Here is a 16,389-nt window from a genome sequence, read left to right on the forward strand (position 1 = left end):
CAATCAAGGAAAGACCTTGGTTGGTTTTTTCTTTATACTATAAAAAACAAAGTAAATAGGCTATTCCAATGGAGAGTAAATGGAAATTTTTTCATGACGGAATTTAATAAAAAAACTATTAAACAATCTGTTAAAGCGTCCGATATATAGAGTGTAAGGTTAATGATAAGTGGCCACTTACATAACCATCGACCACAAGGATGTGGGACGACATTTCAAGGAGGAAAACATAATGATTATCAATCACAACCTAGCTGCGTTAAACACGATTAACCAGTTGAACAAAAACAGCAATGCAACAAACAAAGCACTAGAACAATTATCTTCAGGTCTTCGTATCAACAGCGCGGCTGACGATGCTGCTGGTCTTGCTATTTCTGAAAAAATGAAAGGTCAAATCAGTGGTTTGGAACAAGCTAGCCGTAACGCTCAAGACGGCATTTCTTTAATTCAAACAGGTGAAGGTGCACTTAATGAAACAACAAGCATTCTTCAACGTATGCGTGAATTGGCTGTGCAATCTTCTAACGATACGAATACGGATGATGACCGTGATCAACTCCAAAAAGAAATGGACCAATTAGCACAAGAAGTTAGCCGTATCGCTGGTGATACACAGTTCAACGGTAAAAACCTATTAGATGGATCATTTTCAGGTACATTCCAAATTGGTGCGAATGCTGGTCAAAGTATCTCATTAAACATTGGTAAAATGGATGCCGTTACTTTAGGTGTTGGTGAAAATATCACGGTTAGTGGTGTTGAGGACGCTGATGACGCTTTTAATGGAGAAAATGTATTAGAGACTAATGGCTTAGCTAGCGGATCGCATACTATTAGTGTGACCTATGATTCAGGTGCAGGCTCTTATACAGCTAAGTTAGATGGTGGCTCAGGTGTAACTGTTTCTAGTAACGGTGGAAAGGTTACATTAAGTAATGGTAGCGGTTCGGTAAGTGTAGATCTAGGTGCATTTGATTTTGCTGCATCTGGAGATGGCGCTTCACATGATATAACTTTCAGTGAGATTACTCCTAGTGCTTCGGGGATCGATTCAACACGTGTTAAAGGTCTTGATATTTCATCTCAAGGCTCTGCTAGCAGTGCGATTACAAAAATCGACGATGCGATTAACACTGTGTCAACTGAACGTGCAAAACTTGGTGCTTACCAAAACCGTTTAGATCACACGATCAATAACCTTTCTACTTCTGACCAAAATCTAACAGCAGCGAATTCACGTATTACTGATGTTGATATGGCTTCAGAAATGGCTGAATTCACGAAGAACAATATTCTTAACCAAGCAGCTCAAGCTATGTTAGCTCAAGCTAACCAGCTTCCACAAGGTGTTCTTCAATTACTCCGTTAATCTATAGACAATTAATTTTTACGGGCATGGTGATTATATAATCACCATGCCTTTTTGCTTTTAATTGGATGGATTTAGCAGTCGAACACTATTAAAATATGATGAAACCTGTCGATATAATAGGTAGAATGTAAGAATGAATTGCAAATGGGGTGCACATCTTGTTTTTTATTATAAATGATAAGGAATATGCTTTAGACAACGATTATTTTTCTGTAGATAAAATTATGACAATTATAGATGAGGCAAAGGCACTGAAAGATAAAGTATTTAGTCATTTAGTTATTGATGATATTGAAGTTTATAATGAGTTTGAAGATTATCTCAAGGAGCATGTGACAACTGTTGAGAAAATTGAAGCAGTGATTTATACCATTAAAGAACATGTGCATCAGCTATTACTTTCGACTGAAAATTATCTCATGAGTATGATTCCTGAATTAGAAAAGATTGTTGAGCAATTTTATCAAGGCTCAACTCAGGAAACTTGGAATAGCTTTAATTTGTTTTTACAAGGGTTGCAATGGATCAATCAAATGATAGAAAATGTGGAGCGCTGCTCATACCAACCAGAAAATTGGAATGATTTTATTTTTCAACGAGCTGCGATGGAATCTAAATTGAAGGATTTAGAAGAGGCAGTCGTTGCAAATGATACTGTATTAATAGCCGATATTCTTCAGTATGAATTTATTGAGAGTATCGGGCAGATTAAAGAGAGTGTAGCTTTCTCTATCGATAATGAAGGAGTTCGTTCAGATGTTAATTGATAATATTAATTTTCTACGAAAGAACTACCGCCCTTTAAGAGAATATTTTAAGGATCATGAAGAAGAATTAGAAAATGAACCTGTTTCAGTTGTTGAATCAAAAAGCGGGCACCCAACTTTAAAAATAGAAAATGCTGATGGAGAATTTTTTATTCACAGCAAATACGACCCTGTTAGAGAAGCGGAAAGTTTGGTTCGAAAATATGCCGATAAAATGAATCAATACCAACATGTTATTTTCTACGGGATTGGTTTAGGATACCATCTTCACGCGCTTTTTGAACAACATAAACATCTCACGTTTACAATATATGAGCCAATACCAGCTGCGTTTAATTATTTTCTTAAAAAGAGAAGATTAGAAGATTTCCCAGTTGGTAGATTGAAGCATTTATTAGTAGAAACATCGACAGCGGTGAGATCGGAATTTTTAAGAGGATTTGCTAATCAATTTAATGTGGAAAAAGTTCTTCTTGTCATATTACCAAGCTATGAAAGGATTTTTAAGGAAGAATGCAAGGTTTTTGTAAAGGAGTTTAAGGAGAAAGTAAATGGAAAAAGATCGTCCTTCCATACTAATTTATCCTTTGAAAAGCGTTGGACTTTAAATAGTTTAATGAACTTTCCAGAAGTACTCAAGACGCCCAATATATTGAATCAAATTGAGTCTAATCCATTCAAGGATAAACCAGCTATTATCGTTTCAGCTGGTCCCTCTCTTAATGATGAGATAGAGAATCTACGTTTTATAAAGGAAAATAAATTAGCCTATATTTTAGCTGTTGGTTCGGCAAATAAAGCATTGATTAATAATCATATAGTACCAGATGCCGTTTGTTCGTATGATCCACAGGGGCATAATACACTGGTTTATAAAGAAATTATTGAAAGTAATAATAAAGAGGTCCCACTTATTTTTGGAAGCAGTGTAGGTTATGAAACAGTCAAACAATTTCCAGGTGACAAATTTCATTTTATAACCAGTCAAGATACTATTGCAAGATACTATTTAAAAGGTGGTAAATCTTTTAATTCATTAGTTGTTAATGATGCACCATCTATTGCAGTAATGACACTGCAACTTTTATTTAAATTAGGAGCCAATCCTATTATATTAGTTGGGCAAAATTTAGGATTCAAGGAAGATAAATTTTATGCAAGTGGAATTGAATATAAGAGAAGGAAAAATCAATTATCGGAAAAAGATTTACAAAGTGCAATAATGACTATTGATAATGATGGTGAAAAAATTTATACCAATCAATCCTTCTTAAGGATGAAAGAGGATATGGAAAGATATATATCTTTGGCAAATGGTACTAAGATAATTAATACTACTATAGGTGGGGCACGGATAAAAGGTACGGATTACCAAAGATTAAAAGATGTCATAAATGCTTATCTTCATGGTCAAAAGATTTCAGATTGGTCTCTTAAAGAAAACAAATATAATTTAAGTGAGATAAAGAATAGGCAACAAACAATGGATGCAAGTCTTATTCAATATCAACAGCTAAGGGAACAACTTATAAAAACGTTAAAAAAAATTGAATTATATCGATTAAACATAGAAAAGGATCAGGCTGAACAACTCTATGTGAATTTAGATAAGACCTTCAAAAATATTAAAAATAACGATTTTTTTTCAACTTTTATACAGCCAATGGTAAGAGTTTATATGGAAATCAATAGTAAAAAAATCCAAAGTGTAAGATTTAATAAAAATTTAAAACAAAAAAATAATACTGTCGTTAAAAGTTTTAGCAAGTTCTTGAGTGAATGTGATAATTGTTTTATGAGTATTATGAAATATTATATCCAAATGAGAGAACAAATAAGACAAATTTGTGAGTGTTAAAACTTAAGTAAGATAAGTTAATAGCTTAAAAACGGTCTAAAGGAGAAATTTTTATAATGTTTGATTTTACTAATAAAACGATTTTAATTACAGGTGGAACGGGTTCTTTTGGAAAAAAGTTTATAAACAAAATTTTAAACTACAAAATAAAAAAAGTCATTGTATTTAGTCGCGATGAGTTAAAACAGTATGAAATGGCACAGGAATTTACAGATGAACGCATTCGCTTTTTTATTGGTGATGTTCGTGATAAAGACCGTTTATATCGCGCATTTGAAGGTGTAGATGTGGTTATCCATGCGGCTGCATTAAAACATGTTGGTGCTTGTGAATATAATCCTTTTGAAGCAGTTAAAACTAATATTCACGGTGCTCAGAATATTATTGAAGCAGCAATTGATAAAGGGGTCAAACGAGTGATTGCTTTAAGTACGGATAAAGCTGCAAGCCCCATTAACTTATATGGCGCAACAAAACTCGCTTCTGATAAATTATTTGTTGCCGCGAATTCTTATGTAGGTGATAAAGAGACAAGATTTGCAGTTGTAAGATATGGAAATGTAGTGGGGAGTAGGGGAAGTGTGGTACCTTTCTTTAAAAAAATTAAGAAGACAGGTACTATTCCTATTACTGATGAGAGAATGACTAGATTTTGGATTACTCTAGATCAAGGTGTACAGTTTGTTATTGATAACTTAGACAGAATGCATGGGGGAGAAATTTTTGTTCCAAAAATTCCAAGCATGAAGGTAACCGATTTGGCTAAGGCCATTGCTCCTGAATGCAAAATGAAATTTGTCGGGATTAGACCAGGAGAAAAATTACATGAGGCCATGATTACTGAAGACGATGCCAGAAGGACATTAGAATATGAGTCTTATTATGTTATACAGCCAGAATTTTCATGGTGGAAAAGGGACGGGTTAAATAAGGGCAAATCCTTACCTGAGGGCTTTAAGTATACAAGCGATACTAACAGTGAATGGTTATCTGTTAGTGATTTACTGGAATTAGTTGGGGATAAAACAACTGTAAATATATAATTAAGATGGAAAGTGGTTTTAAAGTGAGCAAATTTCGAGTTGACCTGCCTGTACGCGATACTTATCTACCTTATGGAAAGCAGTATCTTGATGATGAAGATATTCAAGCTGTAATTAGCGTATTAAAAAGTGATTTTCTTACTACAGGACCAAAAATAAAAGAATTTGAAAAAAAGATGGCAGAATATGTTGGAGTCAAATATGCTGTTGCCTTTTCAAATGGAACTGCCGCTTTACATGGAGCTTGCTTTGCTGCAAATATTGGTCAAGGTGACGAAGTCATTACAACACCACTTACTTTTGCTGCAAGTGCAAATTGCATACTATATCAAGGTGGAAAACCTGTTTTTGCTGATATAAATGAAAAAACTTATAATGTTGATCCAAATTCTATTGAAAAGTTGGTTACTAGTAAAACAAAAGCTATTATTCCTGTTGATTACACAGGGCAGCCGGCTGATTTGGATGCAATAATGGCGATTGCTAATAAATATAATCTTATCGTAATTGAAGATGCAGCCCATGCCTTGGGTTCAACTTTTAAAGATAAGAAGATTGGTTCTATCAGTGATATGACTATGTTTAGTTTTCATCCAGTCAAACATATTACTACGGGTGAAGGTGGAATTATTACAACTAATAATGCGAAGTATTATGAGAAGTTACTTCTTTTTAGGTCACACGGAATCACTCGTGATCAGAACCAATTGGAGCAGTATGAAGGGCCTTGGTATTATGAAATGAAAGACTTAGGCTTTAATTATCGAATGACAGATATACAAGCCGCTTTAGGGTCAAGCCAATTATTAAAAATAGATAAATTTGTAAAAAGAAGAAGAGAGATAGCAAATATCTACAATAAAGCGTTTCAGGATATCAAACAACTAACAATTCCTTATCAAAGTAAGCAAAGTGAGTCTTCTTGGCATCTCTATGTTTTAAAGTTAAATGCGGAACAATTAACTGGAAATAGAAGAGAAATATTTGAGACATTACAAGCTGAAAATATAGGCGTTAATGTGCATTATATTCCTGTTTATTTAATGCCTTACTACCGAAATCTAGGCTATAAAAAGGGAACCTGTCCTTTAGCTGAGAAATTATATGAAGACATTATCACCATTCCCCTCTTTCCAACAATGTCAGATTCAGATGTAAATGATGTTATCAAAGGCGTTTATAAAGTAATTGACTTTTATAAGAGGGAGGCAATCTGATGAAAACTACAGCAATTATTCAAGCACGGATGAACTCGACTCGGCTGCCTGGTAAAGTGCTGAAAAAAGTTTTAAATAAGACGTTACTTGAATATCAGATTGAAAGGGTAAAAAGGGCAACTAATATTGATGAAATCATAATTGCAACAACTAGAAATACTAGCGACGATCCGATAGTAGAATTATGTAATTCTTTATCTATTCCTTTTTATCGTGGATCAGAAGATGATGTTCTCTCTAGGTATTATGAGGCTGCAAAACAATTTAATGCTGATATTGTTGTTCGTCTAACATCAGATTGTCCTGTTATTGATCCTGAAGTTATTGATAAGGTTATAAACTTTTATTTAAATAATTATATAGATTATGACTATGTATCCAATACTATGAAACGAACATATCCAAGAGGTTTGGATACTGAAGTATTCTCAATTCAAGCTTTAAAAAAAGTATATGAATCAGCTGCTGAGAGATTTTATAGAGAACATGTTACAACATATATTTATAGAACAACAAATGAGTTCAAATTAGGAAATGTTGAAAATAATATAAATTTGAGTCAATATCGTTTAACTGTTGATACAATTGAAGACTTTGAATTAATCAAATTAATAATTGAAAGATTATATCCTATTAACCAAGGATTTAAACTAATAGATATAATTAATATTTTGAAGGAATATCCGAGATGGCTAAAGATTAACTCTCATATTGAACAAAAAAGTTGAATGAGTGATAAAAAGTGGAAATTTTTATTAGAGTGGATGCTTCAGTAAATATAGGGACAGGACATGTGATGCGTTGTTTAACCTTGGCGGGGCTATTAAAAAAATGTGGCCATTCCATTTTGTTTATTTGTAGAAAGGGACCAGGAGATTTATGTGAAATAATAAAAAAACAGGGATATATTGTTCATAGTCTACCATATAACAAAAATGAACCGCTTAAATTCTCTCAACTTGAGGACGCTATTGCTACGAAAATAATCATTGAAGAACATTATAAAGAAGTCGATTGTTTGATTGTAGATCATTATTATTTAGATGCAAAATGGGAAAAAGTTTTAAAGCCTAAGGTTAAAGTTCTAATGGTTATTGATGACTTAGCAAATAGACAGCATATGTGTGATATTATTTTAGATCAGAATTTAAGTTCTAATTATCAAAAACGCTATGACTCTTTAATACCTTTTAATAGCAAAAAGTTATTGGGACCTGATTATGTACTTTTAAGAGATGAGTTTTTTTTACAGGATCAGTATGTTAGAGATGGAAATATAAAAAATATATTGATCTTTTTTGGAGGATCAGATCCTACCAATGAAACTAAAAAGGCTATGGAAGCAATATTAAAATTTAGACACATTAATTTCTCAGTCAATGTAGTTGTAGGGGCTTCAAACCTGAATAAACAAATGATACATAGGATGTGTGAAAAATACTCTTTTTTTAATTATTATTATCAGGTTGATAATATAGCTTCTTTAATGAATTATGCTGATTTATCGATTGGAGCAGGAGGAATAACTACTTGGGAGAGATGTTATTTGGGACTCCCTACGATTGTTATTTCAATTGCATCAAATCAAGAGAAAATAGCACACGCTCTGGATAAACTAGGAGTAATTAAATATCTTGGTCCAAAAGAAAAAATCACATCAAATCAAATTTATTTTGAGTTAAAAAATTTCTTACTAAATCGGGAGAAAGTAAAGTGCTTGAGTCAATCCTCTATAAGATTAATAGGAAAAAATAGGCGTAAAGATATAATAAAGGAAATAGAAAATAGGAGTGTATAAATTGATATGCTACTTAAAACCTATAGAAGAAAAGTATTTAACAACGATATTAGAGTGGCGTAATTCTTTAAGAATCAGAAGGGCTATGTTTACAGAAGATATTATATCTATGGATGAACACAAGAAATGGTTTGAAACGGTTAATTTAAAATCGGATTTTTCCATTTTTTTGTTTTTTTGTGATCAAATGCCTTTAGGTGTTATGTCATTTAATCAGACCAGTTATGTAAATGCTTTTACATTTTGGGGTTTTTACATTGGGACACAGTCTTCAAAAGGTTTTGGTAAAATACTGGGATATTTGGGGCTCGAATATGCATTTAATCAATTAAAACTAAATAAAGTTTACGGTGAAGTTTTAACAGGTAACGAGAAAAGTATAAAATTTCATGAGAGCTTTGGGTTTAATCAAGAAGGATATTTTAAAAATCATATAAATAAACAAGGGGAATTTTGTGATGTTATTAGATATGCATTATTTAATGAAGAATGGCGTCATAAAAGGAAGGATTTTTTAGAATTATTCACTTCAAAGGGAATACAAATACATTCATCTTTTGAAATATGATCTTTAATAAGTGGATTGGATAATATAGTCTATTTAAAAGGTTATAATCTTCAAATATAAATTGTGGATTTTGGAAAACTAAAATTTTTTATAAAAGGGTTGAATTAATTTTGAAAGAAATAAAAGTTACAGATCGATATATTGGAAATACCTATTCTCCATTTATAATAGCAGAAATGTCTGGAAACCATAACCAATCATTAGAAAGAGCATTGAAAATTGTAGAGGAGGCTGCGAAATCAGGAGTCCATGCGTTAAAATTGCAGACTTATACAGCTGATACAATGACAGTTAATGTAGATAATCCGGATTTTATGATTTCTGATGATGAGAACTTATGGAGAGGACGGAATCTATATGATCTATACAATGAAGCGTATACCCCTTGGGAATGGCATAAGCCTATCTTTGATCGAGCAAGAGAGTTAGGGATGATAGCATTTAGCACACCATTTGATGCTACTGCTGTTGATTTTCTAGAAGAATTAAATGTGCCAATGTATAAAATTGCTTCGTTTGAAAATAATGATATCCCTCTCATTAAGAAAGTTGCTTCTACTGGAAAGCCAATGATAATTTCGACGGGAATGGCATCCATTGCTGAACTAGATGATGCTGTTTCGGCAGCAAGGAAAGCTGGGTGTAAAGATATTATTTTATTAAAGTGTACAAGTACTTATCCAGCTTCTCCGGAAAATACGAATGTTTCCACAATCCCACATATGAAGGAATTGTTTAATGTACAAGTTGGCCTGTCGGATCATACAATGGGAACAGGTGTAGCTGTAGCAAGTGTAGCCCTTGGAGCAACGGTAATTGAAAAACATTTTACTTTAAGAAGAACAGATGGAGGTGTTGATTCTGCATTCTCTATGGAACCAGAGGAGATGAAAAATCTTGTTCAAGAGACTGAAAGAGCTTGGTTATCACTAGGAAAAGTGACCTATGGCCCATCTTCAGCAGAATTGAATTCCTTGAAATTTAAAAGGTCATTATATATCGCAGAGGATATGAATGAAGGAGATACATTTACAGAAAGAAATTTAAAGGTGATAAGGCCAGGATATGGAATGCCTCCTAAATATAAAGAATTTATTTTAGGTAAAAAGGTAAAAAAGGCTGTGGAAAAAGGAACACCTCTAACTCCTGATCTATTGTAATATTGAGTTTTTAAAGAGGAAATAACAAAACATTTTAAGATTGAATTCATTATTAAAAATCAAAAGGGTCTTTATAGCCTAAACAAATGTCGTTATTCCGTCGATAAATAGAATAAAGACAACTTAATAACGGAGGCGGACGATAATGAGTATGGAGTTAACTGTGGCTTCAGGCGCTCTAGTTCAGTCATCATCTAGTAATCTGGAATATGTGGGTGGTCATCACCAAGCTGCTGGATTACAAGAGACGGATCATACACAGGGACAGCAACAGAAGCATCTGTTGGGGAAAGCTGTCGATCAATTAAATCAAATGATCCAAATACATCATACAGAGCTGCATTTTGTTTTGCATGACAAATTAGATACTTATTATGTACAAGTGGTCGATGAGGATTCGCAACAGGTGTTAAGAGAAATTCCACCTAAAAAAATATTAGATATTTATGCATCAATGCTTCAACACATGGGGTTGTTGGTTGATGATAAAATTTAGTCGCATCTCAATTTTTGTAAGAGGAGGCTTTTACAATGGTTGATCCATTAAGCAGTAGTGGCAGTAGTGGAGGTTCAAGTTCAAATAGCTTTTTAATCAATGATGGCTCCAACCGTATGTTTGGTTTAGCGAGTGGTTTGGATATCGATTCCATGGTCAATAAACTCATGGAAGCTGAGCAAGTCCCGTTAACACAATTAGAACAGCAAAAGCAGCTTTTAGAATGGCAGCAGGATGATTATCGTGATATGAATAGCAAACTGCTAGATTTGAGTAGTCTGACGCAAACGATGGCGTTACAGGGAACTTATCTTGCTCGAACGGCAACGTCCTCTGATGAATCAGCAATCACGGCGACGGCCTCTTCTAATGCGGCAAAAGCTTCATATACAATTACTGGGGCTACCACTGCAAAAGCGGCCAGTGCAAAAAGCACTGATAGTATTGCCAAATCAGGTGTTGACGGTTCTGAAATTGATCCAACAAAAAGCTTATGGGCGAACAGGGATTACCTCGCTGGGTTTGACTATCAAACCACTGCTATAGATTCAAGCAATGCAGACAACGTGAAGATCAATTCGGACGGTAAGACAGCGAGTTTGAGTCATAAGCTGATCGATGACAAATCTGCCATATCGATCACCGCAACTACGGACTCTGGCGATACCGTGACCTATGACTCCAGCAATATCTTTTTTGACCAAAAAAGCTTTGACAATTCTAAAGCGGAAAATAAAGTGCTCGTTAATCCTGATACAGGGCAGCTGACTTTTAATAAGACAGTCAAAAGTGCATCGGCAACCTATTCGTACGGTACCGTAGATAAGGATCTATTATCTGGAACCATCAAAACGCCTGACGCCGATGGAAATATGAAGAGCTACTCTTTTAGTTTTGATGCTACTCAAAGTATTAATACTATTATGAGTAAAATTAGTGCCTCTAAAGCCAATGTCTCGGCATTCTATGGGAATGGAAGTCAAGAGGTTTCAATATCTGGAACGCAAACGGGGCATTTAGCTTCAGGCAGTGATAATGATTTAGAAATGAGCGGAGAGCTTTTTTCTTCTTTATTTGGCATGCCCGATAGCGCTTCAGGAACAGATGCTAGTATGACGATTAATGGCACGACGGTAACCAGTCATTCGAATACGGTAACGCTTAATGGTGTGACCTTTAACATTAAAAAAGATATTACGTCAGATGTGAGCGTCAATATTGATGACGATGATAATCAAATTTTTGATAAAATTACAAGCTGGATCGATAAATACAATGATACGATCAAAGCTATAAATGATAAAGTTAGCGAGAAGCGCAACCGTGATTATGCACCACTCACTGACCAACAGCAGCAACAGATGACGGATAATCAAATCCAGCTTTGGAACGAAAAAGCTCAGAGCGGGATGCTATCAGAAGATACCATTTTACCCGAGGGGCTCACTCAGATGCGCACAGCGCTCTATACAAAGGTTGATGGCGTGGATAGTGACTTCGATCAATTGTCAGAGATCGGGATTACAACATCCTCTGATTATACCGATAATGGGAAGCTTGTTGTTGATGAAACGAAGCTAAAGCAAGCCATTGCTGCGAATCCAGAAGCTGTCATGAAGCTCTTTACACAATCGGGTGATGATTATAACAGTGAAGGGATCATGAAGCGTCTCAATGATACAATTTCTAATACGATGAGTAAGGTGACTCAAAAAGCGGGGTCAGCTGGCAGCTCAAATGATCAGTTTTTCTTAGGAAAAAATATTCAGGATTACGATGACCAAATCGATGCGATGAAGGATCATTTAGCAGACGTCCAGCAACGCTATTATTCACAGTTTACTGCAATGGAGCAAGCGATTGAACAAGCGAATACTCAATCCTCAGCATTGACCAATATGCTGAGTGGTGGATGATGACTATAAGCGGTAACTAAGATTTAAAAAGGAGGCCATTTTTATGGCAAATCCCTATCAGGCCTATCAGCAGAACTCGGTGACGACGGCAAGCCCTGGTGAATTAACGTTGATGTTATATAACGGCTGTTTAAAATTCATCAAACAGGGAAAAGCTGCCATCATGTCTAAAAACATTCAAGACAAAAATACCAATCTACAAAAGGCGCAAAAAATCATCATGGAATTGATGACAACCTTGAATATGGACATTGAGTTGTCCAAACAATTGCTGCCTCTTTATGACTATATCAATCGCCGACTGATTGAAGCGAATATCAAACAAAGTGTGGAAATGCTTGATGAAGTCGAAGAGATGCTGTCGGGGATACGCGATTCCTGGAAGCAAGCGCTACAAATCACTCGGCAGAATAATAACACGCAAAAACAAGCTGTTGGGCGTGTATAGATCATGAATACGCCGACGAACTGTATGCAAGATTTACAGGCCTTATCGCGTCTGTCTCAAGCACTATTGGCTCTTCTGGAAGCTTATGATGGCAAAACGAGTGAGCGGGAGGATTTGATTGCCGAGCTTCAAAGGCACTTAGATGAGCGGGAGGGGCTGATTCAGCAGCTTCAGCATTATTCAGAGGCTGAGCTGAAAAGCCATCCTACGCTCAACGCTGAGATTCTGGCCATGGAACCAAAAATAAAGGTCTGCTTGCAAAAGATTTTTGCAGATATAAAAGCGAGCCGACAATTAATTAAAAGTAAAATTTATTCTCGAGAAAAATATCGAAATCCTTATGCTTCAATGCCTTTTGATGGCGCCTTTTTAGACAAGCGTAAGTGATAAAACATCGATTAAAATATCAAGGTCGAAAAATGTCAAAACAACTCATCATTTAAGGTGGGTTGTTATTTTTTGGACACATTCCTTCCTCTTTTTATGTTTAACTTTTGCCTAAAATGTGCAATAATAGAGTAAGAGAAATAATAGTTAATAGAGCTATTAATTATTATATTCTCAAGGGTTTGGCGCTTTCTACGGTATTCCCTTTTAAATTTTTTAAAAATTTAGTTTGTATAAAAGGGATATGTACGTGATGTGTCGAATACTATTATTTATAAACTGTAAATAGTGTGTAGACCCTGCAAATGCATAAGGAGGAGTTCCAATGAATTTTAACATTCGTGGTGAAAACTTGACGGTGACGACTTCTTTACGAGAGTACATCGAACGGAAGATCTCCAAGCTTGAACGGTACTTTGATTCACAAATTGATTCAGAGGTGCACGTCAATTTACATGTTCACAACAATGAACAGGTCATTGAGGTGACGGTACCGATGCAAGAACTTCTCTTAAGAGCAGAAGAATCTCACTCTGACATGTATGCAGCAATTGACCTTGTCATTGAAAAGCTAGAACGGCAAATTCGCAAGTATAAGACAAAGGTAAATCGCAAGAATAGGCAGGTAAGTGAAGTCAAACGAATGGCTCATTCTACAACAGTACAAGGCAACACGGTCACGTATACAGATGTCGATGAAGAGGAAAGTGAATTCGACATTGTAAGAACCAAACGCTTTAATTTAAAACCTATGGATGCAGAAGAAGCCATTTTACAAATGGATATGCTCGGGCATAACTTCTTCGTCTTCTCAGACTCAGAAACCGGCTCAACTAACGTCGTTTATAAACGAAAGGATGGGAAGTACGGTCTCATTGAGCAAGAAAGCTAGTCACACATAAAAATCATTCTACCGGTCAGCATGAGGCGCTGACCGGTTTTTACAATGATGTTAAGGCGCTCGCTGCTTTTAAGCCTCTGTGCGCCAATTCAATCCATTTCCCCTGCAGGCTAAGGGATTTGCTGGTAGGCAAGCTATAGAGAAAATGATTTTTAGATGAAAGTGAGTGCTGTGAGATTGGGCTTTCCCGAACAAAGGACGTAGAATTTTTTATAAAGGAGTAATGCTTCAATGATTTATCAGTTTAAAATAACCTTAATGCATGCTGAACCGCCGATTTGGCGAACCGTTCAAATAGATAGTCGTGCTTCTTTTGAAGAATTACATGAAGTGATACAGATCGCTTTTCAATGGATGGATGTACATCTCCATGACTTTCGCATCCGTGTCCACGTGAAAAATCGCGATGTGTATAAGAAGATAATGAAAGAGGCTGCGCAGCCTTTTAGGCTTTCAATCTGCTACAAGCGAGCAATTTGTCATAGGTCCTATTATTGAAGAAACTGAGTTGATGTCCAATGACGCCATAATTGATGAATCCGAAGTGCGATTGGACCAGTTCTTCTTTGCTGAAAAGGACAGTGCAGTTTATACATATGATTTTGGAGATGATTGGCGCCATCGTATCGTGCTTGAGAAAATCCTTCCTTATGACGGAACACTTGTCCCGCACTGTTTAGAAGGAGTAAGAGGCGTGTGGGATGAATCAGAAATTCCTGTTGACTCACAGGCACTAATCGCTGAGATTAATGCACAATTTGAGGAGATCTGGGGCGCTACGCTTTCTAAGGTGGATTTTACACTAGAAGATGATCAGAGAAATCGTCTATTGGAAGATCAAACCCTTTGGGAAGAGCTTTTCAATGCGATTAATACATACAAGAAGATAAAACCATGGGAGGTACTCGCTGACGATCAAATCCTTGTGATTCAGCTTCCCGATATTCTGGGCACAGCCTATTGCTCAGTTCTCGGTGCTGCCGGTGAGGACTTTGGCCTCGGGATATATTTAGGGAATAGTGGTTTGCGTCTGCTTCAGCAACTTTTACATGGAACAGACATCAATCGTGATCTTATAACAACCTATCACGGGCTGCATCTCTCCTTTGTCGATCGAGAAGAGCTTGCGGATGACGATTACCAACTTATTAAGGGTCTTGGATTTCGCTATCATGGCAGAAATCAATGGCCCATGCTTCGGAGCTTCAAACCAGGCTATGTGCCATGGCTTTTGGATCAGGAAGACATTAAACCACTTACTCTCATTTTAAAACAAGTTATAGAGGCGGTGAATCAAGTGAAGGCGAAGGCCCTAGAGATACCTGTGGCCTCTGCGGAAAAATGGTATACTCGCTCTTCTGTGAAAGTAGGGAAGCGGCTGAAGTGGGAGAATGACTTTATGAGCCCTGAGATGACAGAGCAAAAAAATACAAGCGCCCAGCAAGCTCCACTGGTTATCTCAGAATTAGAATTGCGGCAGGCTAAAAAGACCTTATCTCATTTTAATATCCCTGTTGAATTTTCAGCAAAATTCCTACCTGTGCCTACACAAGATCAGACATATGAGCGTCCCTATTTCCCAAGAATGCTTCTTGCTATTGAGCAAAAGCAAGGCATGATTCTTTATAATGATCTGATAAAACCCGATGCTCTTGAAGCTGAGCTGCAGAAGGCTTTTTTAACCATGATCAATAGGCTAGAGCAAATCCCTCGTGAGGTGATTGTAGAGAGTGAAGAGGTCGAACACATTATGCGGCCTGTATGCCAAGCCCTATCCATTAAAATACAAAGGGGTGAAGAACTCACCATGACAGAACATGTGCTGGATGAAATGTTAGAAGATGCCTTTTAACATAAGCTTCTGACCCACCGCGTAGTCCTGCTCTGTGTACAAAGAAGAAGCTGCTAAATTGAGGGCGAGCAGAGCAAATGGCAGAGGTGGATTCATGCATCCGAGGCTGAGCCAATGCTGGTAGAAAAGTAATAAAGGGGATCGATAGTTTAGCGAATGCAACTAGAAAAAAATACCGTCCTTTAGTCATACAAGCATTATCCGCCTACTGAAGACCTATAGCCATAGCACTATACATCTTATTGAACGCTTTTTAGGTCATGCGCTATGATGATGGATTAGAGTGATGTCAAAGGGGAGACTTGATGCTCAATGAATGCACTCAATGGGAATGGGGAAAATAAAAAAGGTCTGTTCACTATTTCCTAGGAAATGTCTGCAAATATAAATTTACATAATTAGGAAAATGGCCCATTGCTTAAATAAAAGCTTGCGATTTTGACGCGTTTTGCCAGCAGGCGTTAGAGACACAAAAAGCTTCTCGAAAGGACGGGAATGGGGACTTGATTGCGGCGGTTTCATAATTTTGTTAAAATAGTAGGGAAAGTATTTTTGGCGAAGTGATGTGCGTAGGAGCTCACTTTAATCATAGCCCTCAGGACT

Annotated in this window: 16 protein-coding genes; all 16 read left to right on the forward strand. The window is 36.2% G+C overall.

Features of this window, described 5'->3' with window-relative positions:
• The first annotated feature begins 232 nt into the window (after positions 1-232).
• The 16 genes from IEW82_RS06735 to IEW82_RS06810 all read left to right on the forward strand — a co-directional run bounded on the left by IEW82_RS06735 (position 233) and on the right by IEW82_RS06810 (position 15,786).
• Positions 233-1,372 (forward strand): flagellin N-terminal helical domain-containing protein, encoded by a 1,140-nt coding sequence (locus IEW82_RS06735; RefSeq protein WP_188691186.1) that lies wholly within the window; start codon positions 233-235, stop codon positions 1,370-1,372.
• A gap of 161 nt (positions 1,373-1,533) precedes the next feature.
• On the forward strand, positions 1,534-2,142 hold the full coding sequence (locus tag IEW82_RS06740; RefSeq protein WP_188691189.1) for a DUF8042 domain-containing protein: 609 nt from the start codon (positions 1,534-1,536) through the stop codon (positions 2,140-2,142).
• Complete coding sequence (locus IEW82_RS06745; RefSeq protein ID WP_188691191.1) at positions 2,132-4,000, forward strand: motility associated factor glycosyltransferase family protein; 1,869 nt, start codon at positions 2,132-2,134, stop codon at positions 3,998-4,000. Before IEW82_RS06740 ends, IEW82_RS06745 begins: the two co-directional genes overlap by 11 nt.
• Positions 4,001-4,056: 56 nt before the next feature.
• Positions 4,057-5,043, forward strand: coding sequence for a UDP-N-acetylglucosamine 4,6-dehydratase (inverting) (pseB, locus tag IEW82_RS06750; protein WP_188691205.1), 987 nt, complete (start codon positions 4,057-4,059; stop codon positions 5,041-5,043).
• Between the two features lie 23 nt (positions 5,044-5,066).
• A complete protein-coding gene (gene pseC / locus IEW82_RS06755) occupies positions 5,067-6,260 on the forward strand; it encodes a UDP-4-amino-4,6-dideoxy-N-acetyl-beta-L-altrosamine transaminase (protein WP_229672405.1) in 1,194 nt (397 codons plus the stop codon).
• A complete protein-coding gene (locus tag IEW82_RS06760) occupies positions 6,260-6,988 on the forward strand; it encodes a cytidylyltransferase domain-containing protein (RefSeq protein ID WP_188691226.1) in 729 nt (242 codons plus the stop codon). Before pseC ends, IEW82_RS06760 begins: the two co-directional genes overlap by 1 nt.
• A 14-nt stretch (positions 6,989-7,002) precedes the next feature.
• Entirely contained in the window at positions 7,003-8,058 is a 1,056-nt protein-coding gene (pseG, locus tag IEW82_RS06765; protein WP_188691229.1) for a UDP-2,4-diacetamido-2,4,6-trideoxy-beta-L-altropyranose hydrolase, read from the forward strand.
• A 1-nt stretch (position 8,059) separates the two neighbouring features.
• Positions 8,060-8,626 carry a UDP-4-amino-4,6-dideoxy-N-acetyl-beta-L-altrosamine N-acetyltransferase gene (gene pseH, locus IEW82_RS06770; protein WP_188691232.1) on the forward strand — a complete coding sequence of 189 codons (567 nt, stop codon included), beginning with the start codon at positions 8,060-8,062 and terminating at the stop codon, positions 8,624-8,626.
• Between the two features lie 110 nt (positions 8,627-8,736).
• On the forward strand, positions 8,737-9,786 hold the full coding sequence (gene pseI, locus IEW82_RS06775) for a pseudaminic acid synthase (RefSeq protein ID WP_188691235.1): 1,050 nt from the start codon (positions 8,737-8,739) through the stop codon (positions 9,784-9,786).
• Between the two features lie 145 nt (positions 9,787-9,931).
• Positions 9,932-10,282, forward strand: coding sequence for a flagellar protein FlaG (locus IEW82_RS06780; RefSeq protein WP_188691239.1), 351 nt, complete (start codon positions 9,932-9,934; stop codon positions 10,280-10,282).
• Between the two features lie 35 nt (positions 10,283-10,317).
• The gene (gene fliD / locus IEW82_RS06785) at positions 10,318-12,198 is read left to right on the forward strand and encodes a flagellar filament capping protein FliD (RefSeq protein WP_188691243.1); all 1,881 of its coding nucleotides are present in this window, start codon (positions 10,318-10,320) and stop codon (positions 12,196-12,198) included.
• Between the two features lie 37 nt (positions 12,199-12,235).
• The gene (gene fliS, locus IEW82_RS06790) at positions 12,236-12,646 is read left to right on the forward strand and encodes a flagellar export chaperone FliS (protein WP_188691684.1); all 411 of its coding nucleotides are present in this window, start codon (positions 12,236-12,238) and stop codon (positions 12,644-12,646) included.
• A gap of 3 nt (positions 12,647-12,649) precedes the next feature.
• The gene (fliT, locus tag IEW82_RS06795) at positions 12,650-13,033 is read left to right on the forward strand and encodes a flagellar protein FliT (protein WP_188691245.1); all 384 of its coding nucleotides are present in this window, start codon (positions 12,650-12,652) and stop codon (positions 13,031-13,033) included.
• Between the two features lie 325 nt (positions 13,034-13,358).
• Positions 13,359-13,925: a ribosome hibernation-promoting factor, HPF/YfiA family gene (hpf, locus tag IEW82_RS06800; protein ID WP_188691248.1), complete on the forward strand. Its 567-nt coding sequence runs from the start codon at positions 13,359-13,361 to the stop codon at positions 13,923-13,925.
• A 240-nt stretch (positions 13,926-14,165) separates the two neighbouring features.
• A complete protein-coding gene (locus IEW82_RS20190; RefSeq protein ID WP_188691250.1) occupies positions 14,166-14,432 on the forward strand; it encodes an IS1096 element passenger TnpR family protein in 267 nt (88 codons plus the stop codon).
• A 10-nt stretch (positions 14,433-14,442) separates the two neighbouring features.
• Entirely contained in the window at positions 14,443-15,786 is a 1,344-nt protein-coding gene (locus IEW82_RS06810) for a DUF7309 domain-containing protein (protein WP_268237342.1), read from the forward strand.
• Positions 15,787-16,389: the final 603 nt, after the last annotated feature.

It is taken from the genome of Pullulanibacillus camelliae (assembly GCF_014642655.1).
GTDB lineage: Bacteria > Bacillota > Bacilli > Bacillales > Sporolactobacillaceae > Pullulanibacillus > Pullulanibacillus camelliae.